The sequence below is a fragment of the Novosphingobium sp. KCTC 2891 genome (assembly GCF_025938155.1).
Lineage (GTDB): Bacteria > Pseudomonadota > Alphaproteobacteria > Sphingomonadales > Sphingomonadaceae > Novosphingobium.
Window position 1 is genome coordinate 49,895 of record NZ_JAPCZG010000004.1, and the last position, 25,739, is coordinate 75,633.

Genomic DNA, 25,739 nt, shown 5'->3' on the forward strand with positions numbered 1-25,739 from the left:
CATGCCTTCTTCCGCCCTTCACGTCGCCCGCACCGGGCTCGAGGCGCAGGACACGCGGATGCGCGTGATCGCCAACAACCTCGCCAACGTCGGCACCACCGGCTTCAAGCGCGACCGCGCCAACTTCGCCACGCTCGCCTATCAGGACGCGCGCGTCGCCGGGCAGCAATCGTCCGGCGAGACGGCCTATGCCACGGGTCTGAACCTGGGCACCGGCGTCGGCATCCAGGCGACCACGCGGATCGATTCGCAAGGCTCGCTGCAATCGACCAGCAACGCGCTCGACCTCGCGCTCGACGGCGACGGCTATTTCCAGGTCAGCCTGCCGGGCGGGCAGCTCGCCTATACCCGCGCGGGCAATTTCAGCCGCTCCGCCGAAGGCCAGCTGGTGACCGCGCAAGGCTATGCGCTGCAGCCGCCGATCACCGTGCCCGAAGGCGCCAGCGCGATCACCATCGCGCCCGATGGCACTGTCTCCGCCACCGTCCCCGGTTCGGCCGAGCCGACCCAGCTGGGCCAGATCACCGTCGCCAGCTTCGCCAATCCTTCGGGGCTGCAGAGCAAGGGCGACAACTTCCTGCTCGAAACCGCTGCCAGCGGGGCCGCGCAGATCGGCATCGCGGGCGAGAACGGGCGCGGCCAGATCCGCCAGGGCTATCTCGAAGCCTCGAACGTCAACGTCGTCGAGGAGCTGGTCGACATGATCGAATGCCAGCGCGCCTACGAGGTCAATTCCAAGATGATCTCGGCCGTCGACGAAATGCTCAAGAACGCGAACCAGACGCTGTGACGATGATGCAGGGCCCCTTCGACCAGCCGGTCGGCACCTCACCCAGCCGGATGCCCCGGTTTGCGATGCTCGCACTGACCGGGCTGGCACTCGGCAGCGCCGTGTGCCTCGCGCCGCCGGCCCAGGCCAAGCAGCGCCCGGCATCGGGGTTCGAGCCGGTCCTGCCCGCCGCTCCCCTGCCGCCCACCGGGAACGGGGCGATCTTCAACGTCGCCGCCGGCTATGCCGGGCTCGTCGAAGGGCGCCGCGCCCGCGCGGTGGGCGATCCGCTGACGATCATGCTGGTGGAACAACTTACCACCTCGAAGTCCGCCGGGTCCAAGACCCAGCGCAGCGGCGATTTCAACATCGTCCCGCCCACTGCCGGGCCGCTGTCGTTCCTCAATCCCAACGCCCTTAAAGCCTCGGGCGGATCGTCGTTCAACGGACAGGGCAATGCCACGCAGACCAGCACGCTGGGCGGCGAAGTTTCGGTGACCATCACCGAAGTCCGCACGAACGGCACGGCCCTCGTCAAAGGGGAAAAGCGCTTGCTGCTCAGCCAGGGCAACGAATGGGTCCAGTTCTCGGGAATCGTCCGCCTTGGCGACATCGATGCCGACAACCGCATCCAGTCCTCGCGGGTTGCCGACGCGCGGATCGAATATGCCGGAAACGGTTCCGTGAGCCGCGCCAGCCGCGAAGGCTGGCTGTCGAAATTCTTCAACGCGATCAGCCCGTTCTGATCGCCCGGACCGAGTTTCCCCATGCGTCGACTGCTTACCCCCCTGATCGTCCTTCTTGCCGCCATTGCGCCGGTGGCCATATCGCGCGCCCATGCGGAGCGCGTGCGGGATATCGGCGCGTTCCAGGGCGTGCGCTCGAACCAGCTGACAGGCTACGGCATTGTCGTCGGTCTGGCGGGCACGGGTGACGACAATCTCGAATATCTGACCCAGGCCATGCGCGGCACCGCTGGCCGGCTGGGCGTGCAATTGCCGCCGGGCGTCTCGCCGGGCCTCAAGAATGCCGCCGCCGTGCTGATCACCGCCGACCTGCCGGCCTTCTCCAAGCCCGGCCAGCGTATCGACGTGACCGTCAGCACCATCGGCAAGGCCAAGTCGCTGCGTGGCGGGGCGCTGATCCTTGCGCCGCTTTATGGCGCGGACGGCCAGATCTACGCCATGGCGCAGGGCAACCTCGCGGTCGGTGGCCTCGGCATCACCGCCAAGGACGGCTCGCAGCTGACAGTCAACGTGCCCACCGTCGGCCGCATCGCCGATGGCGCCAGCGTGGAACGCGCGGTCGCGACCGGGTTCGACAGCGGCGAGGTGCTGCGCTGGAACCTGTTCCAGGCCGATTTCCTAACCGCGGCGCGGGTCCGCGATGCGATCAACCTGCGCTATCCCGGCACCGCATCGGTGGAAGACGGCATCACGCTTGCGCTCCGCCTGCCTGCGGGCGCCGATCGCCGCGCCAGCACGATGGCCGCGATCGAGATGCTCGACATCACCCCGGCCGAAACCGCCGCGAAAGTCATCGTCAACAGCCGCACCGGTACAGTCGTCATCAACAGCGCGGTGCGCCTCTCGCCCGCCGCGATCAGCCACGGCAAGCTGGTGGTGAAGATCGACGAGAAACCGCAGGTCTCCCAGCCCGCGCCGTTCGGCAACGGCCGCACCACGGTCACGCCCAACAGCCAGATCTCGGTGGCTGAATCCGAATCGCACGTCGCACTGTTCAAGCCGGGCGCCTCGCTGTCCTCGCTGGTCGATGCGCTCAACAAGCTCGGCGTCAGCCCGTCCGACCTCGTCGCCATTCTGGAAGCGTTGAAGGAAGCCGGCGCGCTCAAGGCGGAGATGGAAGTGATATGAGCGGATCTTCTCCCATCATCGCCGGAGCCGCCGCGGCCACCGGCGCGATTTCGCCCGAACGGCAGAAGCTGCGCCAGGCGGCGCAGGGGTTCGAGGCGATCTTCGTGCGCCAGATTCTGGCCACCGCACGGCAATCCTCTTTCGGAGGTAAAGACCTGTTCGGTGCCAATCCCGTAGGCAGCGGCGACGATACCTTCACCCAGATGCGCGATGATCGCTTTGCCGAAATCGCCTCGCAAAGCGGCTCCTTCGGCCTCGCCAAACAGATCGAGGCGCAGCTTGCGCGCACGCTCGACCCCGCACCCCCGAAGAAGCAGGAGGGCTGAAGTCCATGTCGTCCGACCTTCTCTCGATCGGCCGCAGCGGCGCCAAGGCGGCGCGCATCGCGCTCGACGTCACTGCACAGAACATCGCCAACGCCTCGACCGACGGTTACGTCCGGCGGAGCGCCAGCCTCGCCGAACTCGCCTCTACCGGCTATCACGGCACCGTCCGCGACGTGTCGCTGTCGGGCGTGCGGGTCAGCCAGATCGTCCGCAATGCCGATGCCTTCCGCCAGGCCGAAGTGCGCCGCACCGGATCGGACAGCGCGCGCGCCGATGCCGAAGTGCAGGGACTGGGCAACATCGAAGCGGCGCTCGAGCAGTCGAATCTCTATCCCTCGATCACCGACTTCGAATCGACGCTGCAAAAGCTGCACGAAGACCCGACCGACACCTCGCTGCGCGCTTCGGTGCTCGAAGCGGCGCGCGCGATGACCGGAACCTTCCAGATCGCCGCGCAGCAGCTCGACGCCGTCGGCAACGGGCTGCAATTCACCGCCAACCAGGGCGTGACCGAGGTCAACCGCCTGTCGGCCGAGCTTGCCCGCACCAACCTGCGCCTCTCACGCGCGGCGGATGCCAGCAGCGACCAGACCACGCTGCTCGACCAGCGCGACCAGTTGCTCCAGCAGATCAGCGGCTATGGCGATATCGCCACCACCTTTGCCACCGACGGCAGCGTCGAAGTGCGGCTGGGCGGCAGCGGCGGCTCGCTGCTGGTGACAGGCGGCACCGCCAACCCGCTGTCCGCCACCACCGCCAGCAACGGCACGATGTCGTTCGCGGTGGGCACGTCGACGCTCGCGCTTTCGGGTGGTTCGCTCGCCGGGCAATCGCTCGCGCTGACCAAGCTGGCGCAGATCCACGACGATCTGGACCAGCTGGCGAAGGACATCGTCACCACGGTCAACACCGCCAACACCGCCGGCATCGATCTTGACGGCAACCCCGGCGTCGCGCTCCTTTCCGGCAACAGTGCCGCCAGCATCGCCATCGCGAGCACCGCCACCAGCGGCCGCAAGATCGCGACGGCGCCCGTCCCCACGGCAAGCGCAACCCCGGTCGCGGGCAGCCGCGACACCACCAACCTCGACAACCTCCGCTCCGCTCTGCTGGCGAACGACCCCGCGGGCCGGATGGACGGCATCCTGTTCGACATCTCCGCGACGGTGGCGGGCCGCACGACCACGCGCGGCGCGCTCAAGACCATCTCGGATTCGGCCAAGACCGCGCTTTCCGCGCAGTCCGGCGTCGATCTCGATACGGAAGCTGTGAACCTCGTACGCTATCAGCAGGCATTCCAGGCTTCGGGCCGGGTGATGCAGGTGGCGACCACCCTTTTCGATACGCTGCTCAACATCAGGTAGGCCCGTCATGACGATCTTCGCCACCAGCACCAGCGCGTTCTTTGACCGCGGCACGCTCGATCTCACTTCGCTTCGCGCGCAGGCCGAACAGCTGCAAAGCCAGGTCGGCTCTGGCGAGAAGCTGACCAAGTCCTCGGACGATCCGCTCACCGCATCGCGGCTGCGCAACCTGTCGCGCGTCGATTCGCTGGCAAAGATCGACACCGCCGCCGCCGGCCGCGCCACCGCCGACCTCAACCTGGCCGACTCGGCGATGGGCGAGTTCGCCAACTACATCACCCGCGCCCAGGAACTGGCGACGCAGGCCGCCAACGGCACGCTCACCGACAGCCAGCGCAAAAGCATCGGCGGGGAACTGTCGCAGATCCACGGCAACCTCGTGGCGCTCGCCAACACGCGCGACAGCGCGGGTCACGCGCTGTTCGGCGGCGACACGGCGGGCAATGCCTACCAGCTCGATAGCGCGGGCAACGCCAGCTACATCGGCACCGGCAGCGCGGGCGAACTGGCGCTGGGCGACGGGCAGACCGTCAGCCGCAGCTTCACCGGCCCGGAATTCCTGCAATACAAGTCGGGCGGCGCCACCACCGACCTGATGACCACGATCAAGGGCCTGGCCGATGCGCTGTCAGCCGGCGGAACCGCCGCTGCCAGCGCGGCCAATGCCGCACTGACCTCGCTCGGCGACGGGCTGGACGCGGTCACCACCGCGCAAACCGTACTGGGCACGCGCCTTTCGTGGATCGACCTCAACACCCAGCGCCAGCAGGTGATGGGCGAGTCGCGCAGCGAAGAGCAATCGCAGATCGGCGCCACCGACCTGACCGAGGCGCTGTCACGCCTGTCCGAACTGTCGACCGTGCTCCAGGCGAGCCAGCAGAGCTTTGCCAAGCTCGCCAGCCTCTCGCTGTTCGACGTTCTGAAGTAATCGACGAGGACCGGAAAAAGTCATGTTTGCAGGTATCGGCATCGTCGTTCTCCTCGCGATGGTCTTCGGCGGCTTCGCCATCACGGGCGGCGCTCTCGGCCCCGTGATGCACGCGATTCCCCACGAAATGCTCATCATCGGCGGCGCCGCGCTGGGCGCGACGATCACCGGCAATTCCATGCACGAGCTGAAGGGCATCGGCGGCGGCCTCGCCAAGGTGTTCAAGGGGCCCAAGCACAACAAGCAGGATCACATCGACGCGATCGTGCTGTGCACCAAGCTGATGAAGATCCTGCGCAGCGACGGCCCGGTGGCACTGGAAAGCCATGTCACGGATCCGAAGAACTCGCCGATCTTCGCCGAATATCCCCGCCTTCTGGCCAACAAGCCGCTCGTCGCGCTGATCTGCGACACGCTGACGCTGATCGTGGTTTCGTCCGGCACGCTGGAAGTCCACGCGGTGGAAGACGTGATGGACCACGCGATGAAGACCCACTTTCACGAGGAAAGCGAAGCGCACCATGCCCTGCAGGGGCTGGCCGACGCGCTGCCCGCGCTGGGCATCGTCGCCGCCGTGCTCGGCGTGGTGAAGACCATGGGCTCGATCGACAAGCCGCCGGCCATTCTGGGCGGGATGATCGGCTCGGCGCTGGTCGGCACGTTCATGGGCGTGCTGCTGGCCTACGGCATGGTCGCGCCCATCGCGGGCCGGCTCAAGCAGGTGCTCGACCAGGACGAGATGATCTTCCAGGCGGTCAAGCAGGTCATGATTGCGAGCCTGCACGGCTGGCCTCAACCGCTGGTCGTCGAAAGCGCGCGCTCGGGACTGGGCCACGCCTTCCGCCCCGGCCTGTCCGAACTGCTCGACGCGCTGCGCGGGCGATAAGCCATGGCCAAGGCGCCCAAGGGCAAGAACGAGCCGCCCCGGCCGATCATCGTCAAGAAGATCACCGTCGTTGCCGGCGGTCACCACGGCGGCGCGTGGAAAGTGGCCTATGCCGACTTCGTGACCGCGATGATGGCGTTCTTCCTGCTGATGTGGCTGCTGGGCGCCACCACCGAGAAGCAGCGCAAGGGCATTGCCGACTACTTCACGCCCACGCTGGTCAAGATGAAGGAAGGCAGCGCCGGCTCCTACGGCCTGCTCGGCGGCTCGTCGCTGACCGATGCGGACACCTACCAGAACCGCGCCGGACAGACCGGCACCAAGACGATGACCATCCCGCGCGATGCGGCGGGCGGGCCCAAGGATGGCGGGTCGAAGGCCAAGCGCACGGCCACGCTGCAGCAACGCCTGCAGCAGAAGCTCGACGCCAGCGAGAAGCTGAAGAAGCTTGCGCGCCAGGTACGCCTGACGATGACACCGGAAGGCATCCGGCTCGATCTGGTCGACGATGCCGATTTCTCGATGTTCCGGCTCGGCACCACGATCCTGACCCCGGACGCCGCCGAACTGATGCGCGCGATCGGACAGGCGCTGGGTCCCGACAATTCGGGCATGACCGTGCGCGGCCACACCGATTCGCTGCAATGGAAGCCTGGAGACGGAGCCAACAACTGGTCGCTGTCCGCCGGGCGCGCCGAAGCGACGCGGCAGGCGCTGATGAGAAGCGGCGTGGCCGAGACACGCTTCCGCCGGATCGAGGGTGTGGCCGACAAGGAACCCCTCGTGACCGACAACCCGGCCGATCCGCGCAACCGGCGCATGTCGATCCTGCTGCTCGACTGAGCCTGCTGCCAGACCGAGTTCGTTTCGCCCGCCGCCTTGTCGCGGCGGTGCGGGAAAGGGCGCGATCCACTGTATCGGCGCGCCCGGGCGACAACGTCCGGCCGCGCGCCCGGTGGCACGGATCATCGATCCGCCGCACGCCCTGCGCCTGAAGCGCAGATACCCTCGGCATCAGCAGTTAGGTGAAAATGCGCCCGCCCTGAGGGGCATTGGCGCCGGACCGCCGCGCACGCACGGTGCGCGGGTTCGCGTTCAGGCGGCGATCGCGCCTTGCGCCTGCACCGTCTGGGTCTCGGCCATGCCGCCAAGATAGCGACGCATCGAACGCCGCGCCGACGCGGTCAGCGAGATCCAGGTGCGACGGGCATCCGAAGGATCGGCATTGCGCACGATCAGGCCTTCGTTCTCCAGCAACTGGATCCAGCGCAGCCCCGTGGCGACGGGAACATTCGCGCCGATGCAGGCGCTGGTGGTCGAAACCTGGCGGTCCTCGCACGCCGCGATGTAGAGATCGAGCAGCATGTCCCAGGCCGGTTCGCTGAACAGGTCGCCGTTGAACAGCTCCGCACGGCGGCGGCGGTCGCGATAGACCCGGCGGGCCGTGCCCAGCGCCAGTTCGGCAGCCGTCGCGCCGCGATGCGGGGCCTCTGCCGCAGGGGCCGCGGCCGGGGCGTCACCGATGCGGGACTGGACGTTGGCCATCAGCGCGCGCAGCTCATCCGCGAGACCGGTGAGCCCCGACTGCGCCGGGCACGCTCCCAGGTCCGGGCCTGCGCAGGAATGATCCTGGAGGCAATCGGCGTGATCGTGCCTGCTGCTTTCCCCGCCCCGCGTGCCGTAACCATTTGCCCCAACCTTCTTTCGCGGCGCCGCGCCACCAATTTCAGGTGGCTGCACAAACCGTCACTGATGTGTCATCCGGCAATCGTTCTCTCGGTAAAATTACGCATAAACAATCGCATATTTAGGTCCGAAACGGACTTTATGTGATTTTCCCAAGCATATACTACCGACAAGAGATGGCGAGTAATTACCATTGGAAATCAGAATCATATATCTTTGGATATAGACTGTAGATGAAGCGCGAATCACCGCCTCGCGTCATTAAAACTCTGTAAACCATCCCTGTTGATCGCATGCGGACCGGACGCTCCGGCATGACGGTGCCAGACGCCCGAAACCCGGCGATCGGGGGGGATCGCCGGGTCCGGGTCGCCTGGTGGAGACAGGCGGTAGTTCAATCGGCTTAACGCAGCAGCGACAGCACGTTCTGCTGGCTCTGGTTCGCCTGCGCGATCATCGCGGTCGAGGCCTGCGCCAGGATCTGCGCCTTCGCCATCTGCGTCGTTTCGGCCGAGTAGTCGGTGTCCTGGATGCGGCTGCGCGCGTCGGACAGGTTGGTGATGTTGTCGTTGAGGTTGTTCACCACCGATTCGAGACGGTTCTGGCCCGCACCGAACGAAGCACGCGCGGCGTTGACTTCACCGAGCGAGGTGTCGGCCGCCGTCATCGCGGTCGTCGCGCCGGCAACGGTTTTCACGTCGAACGTAACGGCGGCGATGCCCTTGCTGGTGATGTCGACAGTGTCGCCCGTTTCAGCGCCGACCTGGATCTTGACGGTCGAGTCAGCCGTGCCGAACACGGTGTTGCCGTTGAACTTGGTGTTCGTCAGCACGTTGTTGATCTGGCTGGACAGTTCCTGGACTTCCGCATCCATGTAGCCGCGATCGGTGTTGGTGTAGGTGGCCGACTTCGACTGCACCGACAGTTCACGAACGCGCTGCAGCATGTTGGTGACTTCGTTGAGCGCGCCTTCCGCGGTCTGCGCCAGCGAAATGCCGTCGTTGGCGTTGCGCACGCCCTGCGCCATGCCCTTGATCTGCGCCGTCATGGTGGTGCTGATCGCGAGGCCGGCTGCGTCGTCCTTGGCGCCGTTGATGCGCTTGCCGGTCGACAGGCGCTCCATCGCGGTGCTGGCCATCTTGGCCGCGCTGTTCGATGCGTTGGCAGCCTTGATCGCGCTGATGTTGGTGTTGATAACCGCCATTTTTACTCTCCAGTGAAATCGTTCCCGAAAGGACTGCCGCGTCGCTGATGGGCGCTGCCGTCGAGGGAAAGACCGGCAGAAACTTGCCGGCTTTAAGGCAGGTCCGGCCGAAAACTGCCGGACATGAGGGATGCCACTAGGGGGAACCACGGAGCTTAAAGTTCCGGCCCGTTTGACGTTTTCGCGCGAAAAGACGCTCGGAAGAAATGGTTAAGACGGGGGTCAGACTAATGAGTCGCGAACAAGCAGGGTTGCTCCTGACGGAGGCCGCACGAGCGGCACACGCTCCGCTGGTGCAGCGCGCAGCCGCGGTGATCGACAGTTTCGGTGCCGCATCCGGCGTCGAGCTGCGCGATACGGCGGACAAGGGTTCGCTCGATCCCCGGCTGCGTTCGGTGACGCTGGAGCGCGGCGGCTCCAACGCGATCGCGCGGATGGCGAACGGCCAGCGGCTGACACTGCGTTATACCGAGGGCGCCTCCGACGGCGTGCTGGCCGCGCTGCTCGCCTGCGCCGCCGCGCCCGGCGCGCCGATCGCCGCCGATCCGGAAAGCCTTTCGATCCTGGCGCTGGCCGAGCGCATCGCCGCCAGCGACATCCCCGTGCTGATCAACGGCCCCACCGGCACCGGCAAGGAAGTGCTCAGCCGCTTCATTCACGACCGTTCATCGCGGGCCGGCAAGCCGTTCATCGCGATCAACTGCGCCGCCATGCCCGAGGCGATGCTGGAGGCCATGCTGTTCGGTCACCAGAAGGGCGCCTTCACCGGCGCGAATGCGGCGGCCGAAGGGTTCTTCCGCGCAGCCCACGGCGGCACCCTGCTGCTCGACGAAATCGCCGAGATGCCTCTTTCCCTCCAGGCCAAGCTGCTGCGCGCGCTTCAGGAAGGCGAAGTCGTGCCGCTCGGCGCGACCCAGCCGATCAAGGTGGACGTGCGAATCATCGCCTGCGCCAACCGCGACCTGCCGCTGGAAGTGGAAGAAGGCCGCTTCCGCGCCGACTTGTTCTATCGCCTGAACGTCTTCCCGCTGTCGCTGCGCCCGCTGTGCGAACGGCCCGAAGATATCGCCCCGCTCGCTTTCGCGCTGATGCTGCGCCACGTGCCGCAGGGCCAACCCCTGCCTTGGATCGCGGATGCAGCACTGGCGATGCTTTCCTGCCACGCCTGGCCGGGCAACGTGCGCGAACTGGAGAACGTGGTTCGCCGCGCGCTGGTGCTGGCGGGTGACGCGCGCGAGATCGGTCCCGAGCATATCGCCTTCGACCGTTCGGTGCGCCTCGCGGCAGAGCCGAGCATGACCGAAGGCGGAACCGGCAAGCTGTCCAACATCGTTCAGCTTTCCGAAGCGCGCGCGATCCTGGCCACGCTGGAAGCTTGCGGCGGCAGCCGCGTCGCGGCCGCCCGGCAGCTCGGCATTTCCGAACGCACCCTTCGCTACCGCCTCGCCAGTTTCCGCGATGCCGGCATCGCCGTTGCAGGAGGCCGTCGATGAGCGGCATCGGAGCCATCGGGGGCGCCAGCGGCGTCCAGCAGATCATGGCGCTGCGCCAGCAGATCGTCGACCGTTCGCAGCTTCTCCAGCAGATCAAGAACCCGGATGCGGCGACGCCCGGAACCGGCGGCGCCAACCCGGCCGGCGGTTTCACCGACGCGCTCAAGTCCGCGCTGGAGAATGTCTCCGCCACGCAGGACAAGGCCGAGGCGCTCAGCACCGCCTATGAAAAGGGCGAAGTCACCGACGTCGCCAAGGTCATGCTCGCCCGCCAGGAATCGGGCGTTGCGTTCGAAGCGACGCTGCAGGTGCGCAACAAGCTGCTGACGGCGTACCAGGATATCATGCGGATGGGGGTCTGATAGATGGCGGACCTTGTCCCCGCTTCGCCAGCCGGCTTTCCCGCCGGCTCCTCGCCGTCGCTGCTCGCGCCGTTCACCGATCCGTCGGGCGGGCCGGCGCTGGCCCGGATCGGCGCCTTCATGCGCCAGCCGCCCGTGCGCCGCGCCGTGCCGTGGTTCGCGGGCGTCAGCGCGGCGGGCATGACCGGCCTGCTGTGGCTGACCATGGCCCCTGCCCCGCAGCGCGTGCTCTATTCCGATCTGTCGGACAGCGAGCGCGCCGGCGTGGTCGCCGCGCTCGACAAGGCCGCGATCCCCTACACCATCGACAATTCCACCGGCGCGCTCTCGGTGGGCGAGAACGACCTTTACAAGGCGCGCATGGTCGCGGCTTCGGATGGCGCGCTCGCCACGCCGGAAACCGGCCAGCAGATGATCGACAAGCTGCCGATGGGCGCCAGCCGCACCGTCGAGGGGCAGCGCCTGCAAGCCGCGCGCGAGCGCGAGCTTGAACTGACGGTGATGGAGATCGACGGGGTCGAGGCCGTGCGCGTCCACCTTGCGGAACCGGAAAAGTCGGTCTTCGTGCGCGAAAGCGCAGCGCCGTCCGCCTCGGTCATGGTCAAGCTCGCCAAGGGACGCCAGCTTTCGGACAGCCAGGTGGCGGCGATCCTCAACCTTGTCGCCGCATCGGTGCCCGGCCTGGCGGTCGACGCGGTGCGCGTGATCGACCAGCATGGGCGGCTCCTTTCCGCCGACAAGCCGGGCGAGAACGACCGGCTGGAAATGCAGGGCCGGCTGGAGGAGAAGCTGCGCCAGCAGGTCGCCGCGCTGCTCACCCCGATGCTGGGCGACGGCAACTTCTCCAGCGAGATCCAGGTCGAGCTGGACATGGACCAGACCACGTCCGCCCGCGAAAGCTATGACAAGCAGGGCGCGGTGCGGCAGGAATCGCAATCCGCCTCGCAATCGAGCGGGGCGGCCGGCGCCGCCGCCGGGGTGCCCGGCGTGCTGTCGAACACGCCGCCTCCGCCCACCACTACCCAACCCGGAGCACCGGGCGCACCGCCCGCACCGGGCGCGGCCCCTGCACCGGGCGCCAGCCCCGCCCCCACGGCGGGCAACGGCGAAACCTCCTCGACCCGGACGTACGAGCTGGGCCGCGAAGTCGCCGTGGTCAATGCCTCGCCGGGCAAGATCAAGCGGCTCTCGGTCGCTGTCGCACTCAGCGGCGAGATCATGGCCAAGGCCAAGCCCGCCGAGATCGAGCAGATCAAGCAGCTCGTCTCCGCTGCCGTCGGCGCGGACACCACGCGCGGCGACCAGGTCGCCGTGGCGGTGCGCAGCTTCCGCCCCATGGTGGTGGAACCGCCCAAGTTCTGGGAAACACCGTGGTTCGCCACGATCCTGCGCAACGCGGTCGCGCTGCTGGCCGTGCTGCTCACCCTGCTGCTGGGCGTGCGCCCGCTGATCAAGGCGCTGCGCCGCGATCCCTCGGCACCCGCCGCCAGCAAGAAGGCCCGGGCAGGCGCGGCGGACGACGATGACGACGATGACGAAGCCGGGGACGACGATGAGGAAGATGCCCCGCCGCGCGCCAAGGCCCGCAAGCAACTGCCGCCGGTCGCCGATCCCGCCACCGGCGAGATCGATGCCGCCGCGCTGAGCCGCCAGGTCGGCTTCGCACAGAAGCTCGTCTCCGAGCGCCCCGACAGCGCGGTGGAAGCGCTGCGGCAGATGCTCAAGGAACCGGAAGTGGAAGGCGCGCGATGAGCGAGATGAGCGCGATCGAAGGCGGCGGCCCGATCACCGATTCCGAACAGGCGGCGGTGATGGTCATGCTGCTGGAGGACGACCAGGCCGCACGGCTGCTGGCGCAACTCGAACCGGGCGAACTTCGGCTCCTCGGCGAGAAGATGTGCGCGCTGGGCGAGATCGGACCGATGGCGATTGCCCAGGCCATCGCCGGCTTCGTCGAGAAGACCGAGAAACTGGGCCTCACCGCCCACGGGCGCATCGGCCAGGTCCGCTCGCTGATGACCCGCGCGGTGGGCGAGGTGAAGGCCGACAGCCTGATGCAACGCATCGCGCCCGAGGAAGCGAACAAGACCTCGTCGCTCGAACTCGCGCGCTGGCTGACGCCGCAGGTGCTGGTGCCGCTGGTGCGCGACGAACATCCGCAGGCCATCGCCGTTCTGCTCGTGCAGCTCGATCCCGAAGTGGCCGCCGCCGTGCTGCATTCGCTGCCCGATGCGATCCAGCCGCAGGTCGTGCACCGCATCGCCACGCTCGGCCCGGTCGCGCCCACCGCGATTCTGCTGCTGGAAGAGATGCTCGCGCGCCGGATCGTGGAGTGCCACGGCCGCGCCGCGCTCACCATGGGCGGTCCGCGCGAGGCTGCGGACATCATCAACGCCGCGGTCCGCGCGGTCGAGAAGCGCGTCATGCCCGAGATCGCCAAGCAGGACAAACAGCTGGCCAAGGCGATCGAGAACGAGATGTTCAAGTTCGAGCATCTCTATGTGCTCGACGACAAGTCGATGGGCTCGCTGCTGCGCGAGGTCGATTCCGACACGCTCATCGCGGCGCTCAAGGGCATCCCGGAAGACAATCGCGATTGCTTCTTCCGCGCCATGTCCAGCCGCGCGGCGGACGGCGTGCGAGACGAGATCGCGGCACGCGGCCGGATGAAGATGGCCGAAGTGATCGAGGCGCAGAAGGCCGTGATCACCGCCGCACGACGCCTGTCCGCCGAAGGCGTGATCGTGTTCGGCGCGGGCGACGACGACTATGTCTGAGCTGCTCTACGCCCGCCCCGCCCCGCCGGCGCGTCCCTTCCCGCTGGCCGAGATGATCGGCACTGGCCGCAGTCCCTTTGCCCGCGATGCGCGGTTCGTGCCTGCGGCCGAGCGCACCGAGGACGAGCATCGCACCGCGCAGGCCGCCGCCGACCTTGCCGAAGACCCGGTCCAGCGCGCTTTCGCCGAAGGCTATGCCCAAGGGGCCGACGACGCGCGCGCCGCCGCCATGGCCGAAATGGCCGAAACCGACGCCGCCCGCCACCGTATCGAAACCTCGCTTTCCCGCATGGATGCCGACGCCGTCCGGCAGCTTCAGGACCGCCTGCGTCAGACCGTGCTCGCGCTGTGCGAGGCTGCCATCGCACCCGCCGCCATCGACCCCGACGCGCTGGCGCGCCGGGTCGAGAAGGCGGCAGGAATGCTGGCCCGCGCCGAGGACGCGCGCGTGATCCGCCTCCATCCCGAAGACCTGGCGCTGGTCCATGCGCGCCTGCCCGAGGACTGGCACTGCGAGCCCGATCCCGCGCTGGAGCGCGGCGCGATCCGCATCGAAGGCGCGCTGGGCGGGGTCGAGGACGGCCCCGACCAATGGCGCCGCGCGCTTGAAGAAGCTCTGCGGCAATGCTGAATCCGGCGATTCCGCTGCTGTCGCGGCTCGATGGCGCACATCCCGATTTCACCCCGCGCCGCTATGGCCTCGTATCCGCCTGCGACGGTGGATTGCTGGAAGTGACCGGCCTGTCGGTGCCGATTGGCGCCCAGTGCCGCATCGCGCACGGCGCCGGCTCGCTCGCGGCAGAGGCCATCGGCTTCCGCAACGGCAACACGCTGATGATGCTGCTTGGCGATACCGTGCTGCTGCGCCCTGGCGCGCGCGTGCGCCCAGAAGGGCGCCCGGGAATGCTGCCCGTGGGCGAGGCATTCCTTGGCCGCGCGGTCGATGGCGAAGGCAAGCCCATCGACGGCGGACCGCCGATCGACACCCCGCGCGAATGGCCTTCGGGCGGCGTGCGCGCCGGCGCGCTCGATCGATCGCCGGTTCGCCTTCCGTTCGACACCGGCGTGCGCGCGCTCAATGCGCTCACCACGTTCGGCGTCGGCCAGCGCATCGGCGTGATGGCCGGTTCGGGCGTGGGCAAGTCGGTCCTGCTCGACATGATCGCGCACGGCGCCGAGGCAGAAATCGTCATCGTCGGTCTGATCGGCGAGCGCGCGCGCGAAGTGTCCGATTTCGTCGAGCGGCATATGCACGGATCGAAGCGCGCACGCAGCGTGGTGGTGGCGGTGCCCGCCGACCATGCGCCCAACCTGCGCATCCGCGGCGCCATGCTGGCCACCTGCATGGCGGAATATTTCCGCGCGCAGGGCCGGCAGGTGCTGCTCATCATGGATTCGCTCACCCGCGTCGCCCACGCCGGGCGCGAGATCGCGCTGCTGCTGGGCGAACCCGGCGCCGCGCGCGGCTATCCCCCTTCGGCGCTCGCCACGATCACCAAGCTGGTCGAGCGCGCCGGCAATTCGGCAGCCAGCGGCGGCTCGGTCACGGGCCTCTACACGGTGCTCGCCGATGGCGACAACCACGACGACCCGGTGGTCGATACCGCGCGCTCGATCCTTGACGGGCACATCGTGCTGTCGCGCGATCTGGCGCAGCGCGGGCAATATCCCGCGATCGACATCGCCGCCTCACTCAGCCGCGTGATGTCCGACATCACCCAGCCGCGCCACCAGCACTTCGCCCGCCAGTTCCGCGCGCTCGTCGCCACATACGAGGCGAACCGCGATCTCGTGCTGATGGGCGCCTACCGCGCGGGCACCGACCCGCAGCTCGACCGCGCCATCGCGATGCACGATCAGCTGACGGCGTTCATCGCCCAGCCGCAGCGCGAAACGGTGCCGCTGGATTCCAGCGTGGCGGCGCTCACCGCGCTGCTGGCCGATGAAGGCTGAACGCGCCCGCCTGGCGCGTCTCCAGCGGCTCGAACGCATCCGCGACATCGCCCGGCGCAACGCACTGGCCGAAGCGGGCAAGGCGGAAAGCACGCTTGCCCAGCTCGAAGCCCTGGCCGACCGGACCCGCCGCCTTGCCGGCGATTACGGCGCGCGTGGCGATGCCGCCGATGCCGGGGCGCTTCAGCAACTGCACAAGTTCGTGCGCGGGCTGGAACGGATCGCCACCGGCACCGACCGTGACGTGACCCGTGCCCGCGGCATCGCCGACGCGCGCGCGCAGGAAGTGGCGGAGGCAGAGCGCCGCCGCGCCGCCGCGCAGGACCGCATCGATGATCAGGCCCGCCGGATTGCTCGCAAATACGAGGCTGGAGCCACGCCGACCGGCGCCACCCGCAAAGGTTGGCACAAGTCTTGAATAGAACAGCGCGAACGCTTGAACGAAAGCCCCTGTCGATGTTCGATATCGCTGCCACCGCTGTCCGCTCCGCCACTGCAAGTGCCGCCGTGGAGCCGGTGAATCCGGGGATTTCCGCAGTTTCCGCACCGATTTCCGGACTTCCCGCCCCCGGAGAGCCTGCTGCCGGCGCCTTCGATGCAGCGCTCGCGCTGGCCAGCGACGTTGCCGCAGCCGGCAAAGGCTTGCCGCCGCTTGCCGCCCGGCAAGATCTCGCCGCCGCCCTGCCGCAGGACCAGGCGGCAACCGATGCCCAGGGCGCCGCGATTTCGGACATGACGACCGACACCGATAACCTTCCGGCCCTTCGTCATGCGGCCGCACCGCGCGCAGGACGTCCGCTCGCCTTGCCGGTCATGCTGCACGCCGCGATGGCCGAACGAGACAAGCAGGCCACTGCCCAGAGCAGCGCAACCGATACGCCGCTTGCACCGACCGAGCCGCAGGCGACGGCGATGCCTTCGCCCGCCCTGATCCCGGTGCTTCCGGCAATCGCTGCCGCCCCTGCCCAGTTCACAGCGGCACAGGCAACCGCCGCCGCGGGCAAGACCGCGTCGGCACCGCTCGCAGCATCCGCAGCCCCGTCGCCGGATACCGGCGCGAAGCCTGCTCCTGCCTCCGCCCCGGCCCCGGTCGCCAGCGCGGCAATGCCCGCCATCCTGTCCACCGCAATTGTGCGCGAGATTGTTTCCCCCGTCCCGGCCGAGCCGCAAGCCCAGTCGCTGCCGGAGGCTGCCCCCCAGCCGGCCGCGCAAATCGCCTCAGCCCGTGCGCCCGTAGGCAAGGCGCTCTCGGCATCAGGCGATCTCGCGCAGCGCGTCGCCCCTGCCGCCACGGCAGCGGACAAGCCGGCGGCCGCGCGCGGCCCGGCCATCGCTGGCGAAAAGACCGCCGATCATCTCACTCTGGCCGCGCCGATGGCCCAACCGGCGCTGATCGCGGCGGTAACGCCCGACGCGCCTGCCCCGGCGGCTGGTGCCGCCCCCACGCAGCCCCGCGCGCCCGAGCGGATCGACTTCGCCACGCTGGTCGATTCCATTGCGCGGGCCCGTCAGGACGGGGCCGCCGCCGCGCCCGTCGCGGTGGCGCTGACCCATGCCGAGTTCGGCAAGGTCTCGCTGCACTTCCGCGCTGGCGACGACGGCCTGTCCGTCGCCATGTCCAGCCCCGATCCCGCCTTCGCCCCGGCCGTTGCTGCCGCGCGTGAGGCCGCGAGCGCGCAAGGCGCGGCGCCCGATGGCAACCGCCCCGATGCGGCACCGCGCGGCCAGCAGCAGGCCGCAGCCGGGGGCGAGCAGTCCTCGTCCAACGGCACCGCGCGCCAGGACTCCCAGCGCGGCACCCGCACCAATCCTTCGGCCCAGCACCGCACCGGCGAAACGCCGCGCGATGGCGGGCAGCGTGACGGCATCTTCGCCTGAACGATCCCACACCGTTTCTAAGGACCGAGCATGAGCGACAAGAAGGACAAGGACGCCAAGCCCAAGAAGAAGGGCGGCGGCATGATGGTCAAGGTCGGTGGCGCCGTCGCGCTGCTCGCGGTCGGCGGCGGCGGTGCCTATGGCCTGGTCGCTGCGGGCCTGATCGGCGGCAGCCACAAGGAAGTGAAGGAAGACAACAAGCCCAAGCTGATCCGCAAGGGCGAGGAAGATCCCTATGCCCCGCCGGCCAAGGAAGGCGAGGGCGAAGGCGCGGGCAAGGAAGTCGATGGCGAAGGCGGCAGTGAATATCACACGCTGTACTACAGCTTCGCCGACGAGTTCACCTCGAACGTCAAAGACAGCTCCGCGCTCGTCCAGCTCTCCATCGCCTGCTCCACGCACCGCGACTACCGCGTGATCCTCTGGCTCAAGAAGCACGAACTGGCGATCCGCTCCGCCCTGCTGACCGTGCTGGCTGAAACGCCGGAAGCCGACATCCAGACCGCGCAGGGCAAGGACCACCTGCAGAAGCGCATGGCCGCCGCGATCAACAAGGTGCTCAGCGACGCCGAAGGCTTTGGCGGGGTCGACGCGGTCTACTTCAAGTCCTTCATCGTCCAGTGATCCCAGCAACGGCCAGGACAGACGCGATTTCCATCCGATGAAGCCCGAACATCCCCTTGTCGCCGAACGGCCGCTTGCGCGTCACAGCGCGGCGCTGGTGCGGCCCGGTCCCGGCCCGGCCGACCTGCTGCCTGCTCTGGCGCGGGCCAGCGACCGCATGGCGCGCGCGCTGCGCGGCGCGCTGGCACCGCTGCTGGGCGGCGAACCGCCGATGGTGGAATGCGCCGCTCCCGAGGAGATGAGCGCGCGGGATTTCGCCGGCATGGTGCCGGGCCTGGCCGCCTACAGCCTTTACGGCATCGCCGGCTCGTCGGCGCGGCTGCTGTCCTCGATCGATGCCGAAGCCGTGCTGCGGCTGGTCGATCGCGCTTTCGGTGGCCCGGGCGAGGCGCCCTATCCTCTGCCGCGCGAACTGCCGCTTTCGGCCGAACTGATGGTTCAGCAGATCGAAGCCGTCATCGCCGCTCGCCTCGCCGAGGCTGCCGGGCTGATGCAGGCCGATGCCATCACGGCGCTGCGCCGCGATAGCAACGTCGAGCAGCTTCAGCCCTTCGCCCCCGAAGCGCGGCTGGCCATGCTGACGCTGTCGATCACCGAAGCCGGCGGCCAGCCCTGGCTGCTGCGCATCGCCTTGCCTTTCGCCGTTCTTGCCGACCTGTTCGGGCAGAACGACCGCACCTCGGCGCGCCCCGCTCCGCGTGGCCCCGCCGATCCGCTTCACGCGCCCTATGGCGACCTGCCGCTGCCGCTCAAGGCAGTGCTGGTCGACATGGCGCTGCCGCTCTCGATCATCTCCACGCTCGAGGTCGGCCAGATCCTGTCGGTCCCCATTGCGCGCAGCGTCCCCCTGCGCGTCGCGGGCCGCACCATCGCTCACGGCAGCATCGGCGCGGTCGACGACCGCGTGGCGGTGCAACTGACCCAGCTTTCCTGAGAATGAGGCTTAGATGACCTTCCAGACCCGCGGTTTCGATTTTCTCAAGGACGTCGATGTCCGCCTCACTGTCGAACTCGGCCGCACCGAGATGAAGCTGAAGGACGTGCTCGGCCTGGCCGAGGAAAGCGTCGTCATGCTCGACCGCCTCACCGATGAACTGCTCGACGTGATGGTCAACGGCAAGCTGATCGCGCGCGGCGAAGTCGTTGCGCAGGGCGACCGCTTCGGCCTGCGCATCGTCGAGCTGATCGGCAGCAATGCCGCGCCGCGGAGCGAGGCCGCCTGATGCTCTGGTACATCCTCAAGCTGGTGATCCTGCTGCCGCTGATCGGCGGGCTGGCCTGGGCCAGCCTGAAGTTCGCCAAGCGCATGGAAGGCCGCTTCGGCACCGCCCCCGGCGCACGCGCAGTGAAGATCGTCGAGACGCAGATGCTTTCTCCCACGCTGCGGCTCGCCGTGCTGGAGTTCCACGGCCGCGAGATTCTCGTCTCGGTGAGCAAGACCGGACTGGTCCGGCTGGCAGAAGCGCCGGCCCGGCCCCGCACCGATGCGGCGGAGGACTGATCCCGTGCGCAACCTGACCGCAGGCAACCTGACTTTGCGCCGCGCCCTCGTGCTTGGCGCACTCCTGCTCCCCGCGCTCGCGCCCACCCTCGCCCATGCCGCCGCGGTCGCCGCGCCCGGCGCCGGCGCGGCGGCGATCCCCGGCGCGCTCGACCGCGCGTTCGGCCAGCTTTCGGGCGCGCAGTCGAGCGGCACGCTGTCGATGTCGTTGCAGCTGCTGCTCGTCATGGGGCTGCTGACGATCCTGCCCAGCCTTGTCCTGATGATGACCAGCTTCACCCGCATCCTGGTGGTGCTGGCGATCCTGCGGCAGGCGCTCGGCCTCCAGCAATCGCCGCCCAACCAGGTGTTGATCGGGCTGTCGCTGTTCCTCTCGCTGTTCGTGATGGCGCCCACGCTGGACAAGGTGAACGCCACTGCCATCCAGCCCTACTCCGCCGGCACGATCAACGCCGAGCAGGCCATCGCCAACGGCGGCCGCGAATTCCACGCCTTCATGATCCGCCAGACGCGCGAGCACGACCTGACGATGTTCGCGGGCATGGCGCACGCGCCCAAGTTCGCCAGCAGCGCCGACGTGCCGTTCTCGATCCTGCTGCCGGCCTTCGTCACCAGCGAGTTGAAGACCGCATTCCAGATCGGCTTCATGCTGTTCCTGCCGTTCCTCGTCATCGACCTTGTCGTCTCGTCCGTGCTGATGAGCCTGGGCATGATGATGATGAGCCCCACCATCGTCTCGCTGCCATTCAAGCTGCTGCTGTTCGTCCTTGTCGATGGATGGGCGCTGCTGATGGGCAGCCTCGCCGCGAGTTTCGCCTGATGGATGATACCGCCACGCTTCTGGGGCTGGCCGACCGTATGCTGTGGGTCGCCGCGCTCGTCGCCGCGCCCGTGCTGCTGGCCAGCCTTGCCGTCGGCCTTGTCGTCGGCGTGATCCAGGCCGCCACCTCGGTCAACGAACAGACCCTGACGTTCGTGCCCAAGCTGGCCGTCACCGCGCTGGTGCTGGTGCTGCTCGGCGGCGCGATGCTCGGCCTCGTCGGCGATTTCCTCAAGGACGTGTTCGCCCAGATCGCGGCGACGGGCCGCTGACGGCATGATCGCACTCCACTTCGGCTTCGGCGCGCTGGAAGCGGAGTTCTGGCGGCTGGTCTTCGTGATGACCCGCATCGCCGCCGCGCTACTGGCAGCGCCCCTGTTCGGCGCGATGACCGTGCCGCCGCAAGTGCGCGTGATGCTGTCCGGCGCGGTCGCGGTGCTGGTCTGCGCGTGGACCGATGTTGCCGCGCCGCCGTCGCTGCTGTCGCTGGACGGGATGCTGTCGGTCGCCAACGAGGCGCTGATCGGGCTGACCATGGGCTTCGTGCTGCAATTCTCTTTCGCCGCGCCGGTCATCGCTGCCGAAATGATCGGGGGCGGCATGGGCATGTCGATCGCCACCACCGCCGATCCGGTCAGCGGCGCGCATTCGCCCGCGCTGGGCCAGTATTTCTCGGTGGTGCTGACCGTCCTGTTCCTCGGCCTGGGCGCGCATCTCGACTGGTTTTCGCTGCTGGTCGAAAGCTACCGCACCTTTCCCCCCGGCACCGCGTGGTTCACGCCCGGCCGGATGCAGCTGCTGACCAGCTTCGGCACCCAGATGTTCACCACCGCGCTGGTCATCGCGCTGCCCGTCACGCTGCTGCTGATGCTGGTGCAGATCATGACCGGGATCATCAGCCGCTCGGCGCCCAGCCTCAACCTGTTCTCGCTCGGCTTGCCGGCGGGCGTGCTGGCGGGCATCGCCGCGCTGATCGTCTCCGCCCCGTTGCTCACCGATCGCCTGACCGACCTCAGCGAAACCGCCATCACGCAGGCGGCCGCGATGTTGGAGCGATAGGATGGCCGAGGACGCCGGCGAAAAGACTTTCGCCCCAACCGCCAAGCGCAAGGAAAACGCCGCCAAGAGCGGCGACGTGCTCCGCTCGCGCGAGCTGACCACCGCGATCACCATCCTTGTCGGCGCGGCGTGGATGCGCTTTGCCGGACCGTGGGTGCTGACCGGGCTGGGCGAGACCGCGCGGCGCGGCCTGACGTGGGACCGCGCCAGCCTTGACGATTTTACCCCCGGACGGCTGCTCGTGGCCGCGATCCGCGATGCGCTGCCGCCGGTGTTCCTCCTCGGCGGGCTGGTGCTGCTCGCCTCGCTCGCCGCGCAGCTCGGCCCTGGCGGCGAAGGCCGCTGGGTGGCGGGCAATCTCGCGCCCAAGGGATCGCGGCTCAACCCCATGAACGGACTGAAGCGGATGCTCGGTCCGCAGGGCTGGATCGAGATCGGCAAAGGGCTCGCCAAGCTGGTGCTGCTCGGCACCATCAGCTTCTTCTGGCTGCGCGGGCGCATCCATGCGCTGCTCGGGCTGGGCAGCGGCGAAGTGGTGGACCAGTTGTCCTATGCCTGGAACACGTTGCTGGCGATGCTGTTCGCGCTGGGCGGCGGGCTGGTCCTGATCGCGCTGGTCGATTTCCCGATCCAGTGGGTCCGCCGCTTCCTGCGCCTGCGCATGAGCCTTCAGGAAATCCGCGACGAGAGCAAGGAAAGCGAAGGCAGTCCCGAAAAGAAAGGCGCGATCCGCCAGCGCCAGCGCGAGCTGGCCATGGGCGGGATGCAGAAGGCGATGCGCGAGGCGCAGTTCGTGATCACCAACCCCACGCACTTCTCGGTCGCGCTGGCTTACGATCCCGCCAAGGCCTCCGCCCCGATCGTAGTCGCCAAGGGGCGCGGCGACAAGGCGCTGGCGATGCGCGAACTGGCCGCGACCATGGCCGTGCCCACGCTCGAATATCCGGCGCTGGCCCGCTCGGTCTATTTTACCACGCGCGAGAACCAGGTGATCCGCGAGGAGCTTTACGCGGCCGTCGCTACGGTGCTGGCTTTCGTCCTATCGCTGAAGCGCGGCGAAACGCCCGCCCATCCGCGCATCGACGTGCCCACGGAGCTTCGCTTCGACGCCGAAGGCCGGCCCGAAATCCGCACCGGCAAAAGCGCGGCCCATGCTTAAGAACATCAGCGCCATGCCGTTCTTCGCCGTATGACCACCACTTCCGCAACCTCGTCCACCTCGGCCACCTCGAAGCTGGTTTCCGCGCTCGGCGGGGGCAGCGGCATCGACACCGCCAGCCTTGCAGAACAGCTGGCTGCCGCGCAGTTCGCCTCGCGGCTCGATCAGCTCTCCGCGCGCGGTGACAAGCTCACCACGCAGATCTCGGCGGCCTCGACGCTCAAGAGCATGATCACCACGCTGGCCTCCTCCTTCGGCGACCGGGTGCGCACGGGCGACCTTGCGGTCAATCCGCAGATCGCCAACAGCGCCGTCGCCACTGTGACCAAAGGCGCGCTGACCGGAAGCGGCACCTCCTCGCTCGAAGTCACTTCGCTCGCCAAGGGCCAGACGCTGACCACGCCCAGCTACGCCGCCGGGTCCACCGCCACGGTCGGCTCGGGCACGCTCACGCTGCGCTTCGGAACCATCTCTGGCACCGCCTTCACCGCCGATGCCGCCCGCGCGCAGGTCGATATCACCGTGGCGCAGGGCGCCACGCTCGACGACGTCGCCAGCGCGATCAATGCCAAGGGCGCAGGCGTCACCGCCTATGTCGCCACCGGCACCAGCGGCGCGCAGCTCGTGCTCAAGGGCGGCGACGGTGCGGCCAACGCCTTCGTCCTCGAAGCCGCCGAAGATCCCCTCGATCCCGGCCTGGCCGATCTCGCGTGGACGCCCGCCGCCGGCACAGCGCGGCTCAAGACCGCCGCCAGCGATGCCGCCTATGTCCTCGATGGGGTCGCGCGCACGTCGGTCACCAACACCATCACCGATGCCGCGCCCGGCCTGACGCTCAAGCTCACCGGCACCAACGTGGGCAACCCCACGACGATCAGCTTCAGCGACCCCGCCAGCGCCATCCAGACCGCGATGGGAGACCTCGTCTCGGCCCTGAACGAGATGATGTCGGAACTGAACAAGGACACCGATCCCACATCGGGCACGCTGAACAACGATGCCGGCACCCGCGCCCTGCGGCGCTCGCTGTCCAGCCTAGCGCTCACGAAGGTGATGCCCAGCGCTGCTGCCGGCGATCCCTCGACGCTGTCCGACCTTGGCCTCAAGACCAACCGCGACGGCACCTTCGCGCTCGACACCACGCGGCTTTCCGCCACGCTGGCGGCCAGCCCGACGGGTGCGGCCGCGATGTTCACCACCGGGCTGTTCGGGGTCTACGCCACGCTCGACAAGACGGCGCGCGCGGTCGCGTCCAGCACCGATTCCAGTTCGCTGGGCGGCTCCGTCGCGCGGATGACCACGCTGCAATCGGCACTCGCCGCGCAGAGGGCCGATCTGCAAACGAAGCAGGAAGACCTGCGCACCAAGCTCGTCTCGCGCTACGCCGCGCTCGACAGCCGCCTCAGCAATTCCAAGTCCACGCTGTCCTTCCTCCAGGCGCAAGTTGCCGCCTGGAATGCCAAGAGCAACTAAGAAAGCCCCCGCCATGCTGCTGCGCCGCGATCCTTGCGAAGCCTACCGCCGCGTCGATTTCGACGCCCGCGTCACCGGTGCGGATTCGCGGCAGCTCGTGGACCTCTGCCTCGAACAACTGACCGGCTCGATCGGCCGCGCCATCTATGCCGAGGGACGCGGCGACAACGGCGCCAAGAGCGCGGCGCTGACACGGGCCACCGCGGCGCTCACCGCGCTGCAGTTGGGCGTCGATTCGACCAATCCGACCGGCCCCGCGCTGATCCAGCTCTACCAATCGGCGCGCAAGGCCGTGCTCGATTGCGCGGTGCGCTTCGATGCGGTCCGGCTGGAAACGATCCGCGCCGATTTCCTCGAGATCCGCCAGGCCATGCTCGGCGCCCCCGCCTGAGGCCGGGACACACCGCCAAAACACGGACATTCGCATTTTCCCACAGCGCTTTGCTGCGCGCAGCATAGTGCAATAAAAAATGCCCGGAGCCGCTCACTTCAGCGGCTCCGGGCAGGATTTCGGGCGCCCGGAAAAGGGGCGGACGCCTTCGGGGTATGCGTAAAATCAGCTCATGCTGCAGCAACCGAGCACGGCGGCGCCGACATCGTCCAGCGCCACTTCGCGCGATGCCGCGTCCAGCGCGATCACCGCCTCGGGCGCTTCCGCCACCAGCGCGGTCTTGCGGTCCTGCACCAGCGTGTCGAAACCTGCCTCGCGCATCAGCTTCAAGCCCTTGGCACCGTCCGCGCCCATGCCCGTCAGCACCACGCCGACCGAGGGAATCGCGCCGCGCCCGATCGAGCCGAACAACAGGTTCGCGCTGGGGCGGACTCCGTCCACCGGGTCGCGGTCCATCAGGCGCACGCGCGGCGGCTGGCCCGGCTCGACCACCACGTGGCGATCGGGGTCGGCGGCGATGTGGATCGTGCCCTGCGTCAGCTGCGCGCCGTCCTTGGCGGCCCTGACGTTGCACTTCAGGTCGGTATCCAGCCGCTTGATGAAGGTTTCCACCACCATCGGCTCGGCCTGGAGGCAAACCACCGTCGGCGGGCAATTGGCAGGGAACGCCGACAGGATCGTCGTCAGCGCGTCAATTCCGCCCATCGAGGCGCTGAACGCGGCGATACGGCCGTTCCATTCGAACGTCACGTTCGCGTCGCCCTGATGGCGCGCGCCCGGCTTGCGGTCGCGCACGTTGGAATTGGCGGCGGCCAGCACGATCTTGCCCAGCTTGCCCACGGCCTTGGCGAACTGCTCGGGCGTGGCCTTCAGCGGCTTGGGAAAGCACTCCACCGCGCCCAGCTCGTAAGCCCTGAGCGACGTTTCCGTGCCTGCCTGCGTAAGCGAGGAAAGCATGACCACCGGCAGCGGGTTGCCCTCCATGATCTCTTCAAGGAATTCGATCCCGCTCATCCCCGGCATTTCGACGTCGAGCGTGATGACATTGGGCTTCAGCTCGTCGATCTGCTCGCGCGCGTCGGCGGCGTTCGATGCAGCGCCGATCACGCGAACGTTCTTGGCCTGGTCCAGGATGTCGGAAAACAGCGCGCGCATTGCCGCTGAATCATCGACCACAAGAACGCGTGCTTCGTGCATGGGAGTTCAAGCCTT

29 protein-coding genes are annotated in these 25,739 nt (G+C 68.2%); 26 read left to right on the forward strand and 3 right to left on the reverse strand.

Annotated elements, in window-relative coordinates; translation table 11 throughout:
• Nucleotide 1 precedes the first annotated feature (1 nt).
• From flgG to OLX02_RS09210, 8 genes are read left to right on the forward strand one after another with little or no spacing between them, the layout of a single operon-like run.
• Nucleotides 2-790, forward strand: a complete 789-nt coding sequence (gene flgG / locus OLX02_RS09175; RefSeq protein ID WP_264422165.1) for a flagellar basal-body rod protein FlgG — start codon at nt 2-4, stop codon at nt 788-790.
• Between the two features lie 5 nt (nt 791-795).
• Entirely contained in the window at nt 796-1,515 is a 720-nt protein-coding gene (locus tag OLX02_RS09180) for a flagellar basal body L-ring protein FlgH (RefSeq protein ID WP_264422746.1), read from the forward strand.
• A 21-nt stretch (nt 1,516-1,536) separates the two neighbouring features.
• Complete coding sequence (locus OLX02_RS09185) at nt 1,537-2,643, forward strand: flagellar basal body P-ring protein FlgI (RefSeq protein WP_264422167.1); 1,107 nt, start codon at nt 1,537-1,539, stop codon at nt 2,641-2,643.
• A complete protein-coding gene (locus OLX02_RS09190) occupies nt 2,640-2,969 on the forward strand; it encodes a rod-binding protein (RefSeq protein ID WP_264422169.1) in 330 nt (109 codons plus the stop codon). The genes OLX02_RS09185 and OLX02_RS09190 overlap by 4 nt, the downstream gene beginning before the upstream one ends.
• Nucleotides 2,970-2,974: 5 nt before the next feature.
• On the forward strand, nt 2,975-4,333 hold the full coding sequence (gene flgK / locus OLX02_RS09195) for a flagellar hook-associated protein FlgK (protein ID WP_264422170.1): 1,359 nt from the start codon (nt 2,975-2,977) through the stop codon (nt 4,331-4,333).
• 7 nt (nt 4,334-4,340) lie between these two features.
• Nucleotides 4,341-5,261 carry a flagellin gene (locus OLX02_RS09200; protein WP_264422171.1) on the forward strand — a complete coding sequence of 307 codons (921 nt, stop codon included), beginning with the start codon at nt 4,341-4,343 and terminating at the stop codon, nt 5,259-5,261.
• 22 nt (nt 5,262-5,283) lie between these two features.
• Complete coding sequence (gene motA, locus OLX02_RS09205; protein WP_264422172.1) at nt 5,284-6,147, forward strand: flagellar motor stator protein MotA; 864 nt, start codon at nt 5,284-5,286, stop codon at nt 6,145-6,147.
• A 3-nt stretch (nt 6,148-6,150) separates the two neighbouring features.
• On the forward strand, nt 6,151-6,990 hold the full coding sequence (locus OLX02_RS09210) for a flagellar motor protein MotB (protein ID WP_264422174.1): 840 nt from the start codon (nt 6,151-6,153) through the stop codon (nt 6,988-6,990).
• A 252-nt stretch (nt 6,991-7,242) separates the two neighbouring features.
• On the opposite strand, the gene OLX02_RS09215 is transcribed toward OLX02_RS09210, so the two are convergent.
• Both OLX02_RS09215 and OLX02_RS09220 read right to left on the reverse strand, forming a co-directional pair.
• Nucleotides 7,243-7,692 (reverse strand): MarR family winged helix-turn-helix transcriptional regulator, encoded by a 450-nt coding sequence (locus OLX02_RS09215; protein ID WP_264422176.1) that lies wholly within the window; start codon nt 7,690-7,692, stop codon nt 7,243-7,245.
• A gap of 544 nt (nt 7,693-8,236) precedes the next feature.
• The gene (locus tag OLX02_RS09220) at nt 8,237-9,037 is read right to left on the reverse strand and encodes a flagellin (protein ID WP_264422178.1); all 801 of its coding nucleotides are present in this window, start codon (nt 9,035-9,037) and stop codon (nt 8,237-8,239) included.
• 230 nt (nt 9,038-9,267) lie between these two features.
• On the opposite strand from OLX02_RS09220, the gene OLX02_RS09225 reads away from it, so the two are divergent.
• The 18 genes from OLX02_RS09225 to OLX02_RS09310 are packed head-to-tail and all read left to right on the forward strand — an operon-like array spanning nt 9,268 to nt 24,527.
• Nucleotides 9,268-10,530, forward strand: coding sequence for a sigma-54 interaction domain-containing protein (locus tag OLX02_RS09225; protein WP_264422180.1), 1,263 nt, complete (start codon nt 9,268-9,270; stop codon nt 10,528-10,530).
• A complete protein-coding gene (gene fliE / locus OLX02_RS09230) occupies nt 10,527-10,892 on the forward strand; it encodes a flagellar hook-basal body complex protein FliE (protein ID WP_264422181.1) in 366 nt (121 codons plus the stop codon). The genes OLX02_RS09225 and fliE overlap by 4 nt, the downstream gene beginning before the upstream one ends.
• Nucleotides 10,893-10,895: 3 nt before the next feature.
• Nucleotides 10,896-12,644 (forward strand): flagellar basal-body MS-ring/collar protein FliF, encoded by a 1,749-nt coding sequence (gene fliF / locus OLX02_RS09235; RefSeq protein ID WP_264422183.1) that lies wholly within the window; start codon nt 10,896-10,898, stop codon nt 12,642-12,644.
• Nucleotides 12,641-13,669, forward strand: a complete 1,029-nt coding sequence (fliG, locus tag OLX02_RS09240) for a flagellar motor switch protein FliG (protein WP_264422185.1) — start codon at nt 12,641-12,643, stop codon at nt 13,667-13,669. Before fliF ends, fliG begins: the two co-directional genes overlap by 4 nt.
• Complete coding sequence (locus tag OLX02_RS09245; RefSeq protein ID WP_264422187.1) at nt 13,662-14,300, forward strand: FliH/SctL family protein; 639 nt, start codon at nt 13,662-13,664, stop codon at nt 14,298-14,300. Before fliG ends, OLX02_RS09245 begins: the two co-directional genes overlap by 8 nt.
• Complete coding sequence (locus OLX02_RS09250) at nt 14,294-15,622, forward strand: FliI/YscN family ATPase (protein WP_264422188.1); 1,329 nt, start codon at nt 14,294-14,296, stop codon at nt 15,620-15,622. The genes OLX02_RS09245 and OLX02_RS09250 overlap by 7 nt, the downstream gene beginning before the upstream one ends.
• Nucleotides 15,612-16,040 (forward strand): hypothetical protein, encoded by a 429-nt coding sequence (locus OLX02_RS09255; protein WP_264422190.1) that lies wholly within the window; start codon nt 15,612-15,614, stop codon nt 16,038-16,040. The genes OLX02_RS09250 and OLX02_RS09255 overlap by 11 nt, the downstream gene beginning before the upstream one ends.
• 38 nt (nt 16,041-16,078) lie before the next feature.
• Nucleotides 16,079-17,500 (forward strand): hypothetical protein, encoded by a 1,422-nt coding sequence (locus OLX02_RS09260; RefSeq protein WP_264422191.1) that lies wholly within the window; start codon nt 16,079-16,081, stop codon nt 17,498-17,500.
• Between the two features lie 30 nt (nt 17,501-17,530).
• Nucleotides 17,531-18,124 (forward strand): flagellar basal body-associated FliL family protein, encoded by a 594-nt coding sequence (locus OLX02_RS09265; RefSeq protein ID WP_264422193.1) that lies wholly within the window; start codon nt 17,531-17,533, stop codon nt 18,122-18,124.
• Nucleotides 18,125-18,161: 37 nt separating this feature from the next.
• Nucleotides 18,162-19,058 (forward strand): FliM/FliN family flagellar motor switch protein, encoded by an 897-nt coding sequence (locus OLX02_RS09270; protein WP_264422195.1) that lies wholly within the window; start codon nt 18,162-18,164, stop codon nt 19,056-19,058.
• Between the two features lie 13 nt (nt 19,059-19,071).
• Complete coding sequence (gene fliN, locus OLX02_RS09275) at nt 19,072-19,347, forward strand: flagellar motor switch protein FliN (RefSeq protein WP_264422198.1); 276 nt, start codon at nt 19,072-19,074, stop codon at nt 19,345-19,347.
• Complete coding sequence (locus tag OLX02_RS09280) at nt 19,347-19,625, forward strand: flagellar biosynthetic protein FliO (protein ID WP_264422200.1); 279 nt, start codon at nt 19,347-19,349, stop codon at nt 19,623-19,625. The genes fliN and OLX02_RS09280 overlap by 1 nt, the downstream gene beginning before the upstream one ends.
• Nucleotides 19,609-20,445, forward strand: coding sequence for a flagellar type III secretion system pore protein FliP (gene fliP / locus OLX02_RS09285; RefSeq protein WP_413630140.1), 837 nt, complete (start codon nt 19,609-19,611; stop codon nt 20,443-20,445). The genes OLX02_RS09280 and fliP overlap by 17 nt, the downstream gene beginning before the upstream one ends.
• On the forward strand, nt 20,445-20,717 hold the full coding sequence (locus OLX02_RS09290; RefSeq protein WP_264422204.1) for a flagellar biosynthetic protein FliQ: 273 nt from the start codon (nt 20,445-20,447) through the stop codon (nt 20,715-20,717). Before fliP ends, OLX02_RS09290 begins: the two co-directional genes overlap by 1 nt.
• Nucleotides 20,718-20,721: 4 nt before the next feature.
• Nucleotides 20,722-21,504, forward strand: coding sequence for a flagellar biosynthetic protein FliR (gene fliR / locus OLX02_RS09295; protein WP_264422206.1), 783 nt, complete (start codon nt 20,722-20,724; stop codon nt 21,502-21,504).
• A gap of 1 nt (nt 21,505) precedes the next feature.
• Nucleotides 21,506-22,663, forward strand: a complete 1,158-nt coding sequence (locus OLX02_RS09300) for a flagellar biosynthesis protein FlhB (RefSeq protein WP_264422207.1) — start codon at nt 21,506-21,508, stop codon at nt 22,661-22,663.
• A 30-nt stretch (nt 22,664-22,693) separates the two neighbouring features.
• The gene (gene fliD / locus OLX02_RS09305; RefSeq protein ID WP_264422209.1) at nt 22,694-24,136 is read left to right on the forward strand and encodes a flagellar filament capping protein FliD; all 1,443 of its coding nucleotides are present in this window, start codon (nt 22,694-22,696) and stop codon (nt 24,134-24,136) included.
• A 13-nt stretch (nt 24,137-24,149) separates the two neighbouring features.
• Nucleotides 24,150-24,527 carry a flagellar protein FliS gene (locus tag OLX02_RS09310; protein WP_264422211.1) on the forward strand — a complete coding sequence of 126 codons (378 nt, stop codon included), beginning with the start codon at nt 24,150-24,152 and terminating at the stop codon, nt 24,525-24,527.
• Nucleotides 24,528-24,692: 165 nt separating this feature from the next.
• Here the strand turns inward: OLX02_RS09310 and OLX02_RS09315 are convergent, their stop codons facing one another.
• Nucleotides 24,693-25,724 carry a chemotaxis protein CheB gene (locus OLX02_RS09315; protein ID WP_264422214.1) on the reverse strand — a complete coding sequence of 344 codons (1,032 nt, stop codon included), beginning with the start codon at nt 25,722-25,724 and terminating at the stop codon, nt 24,693-24,695.
• Nucleotides 25,725-25,739: the final 15 nt, after the last annotated feature.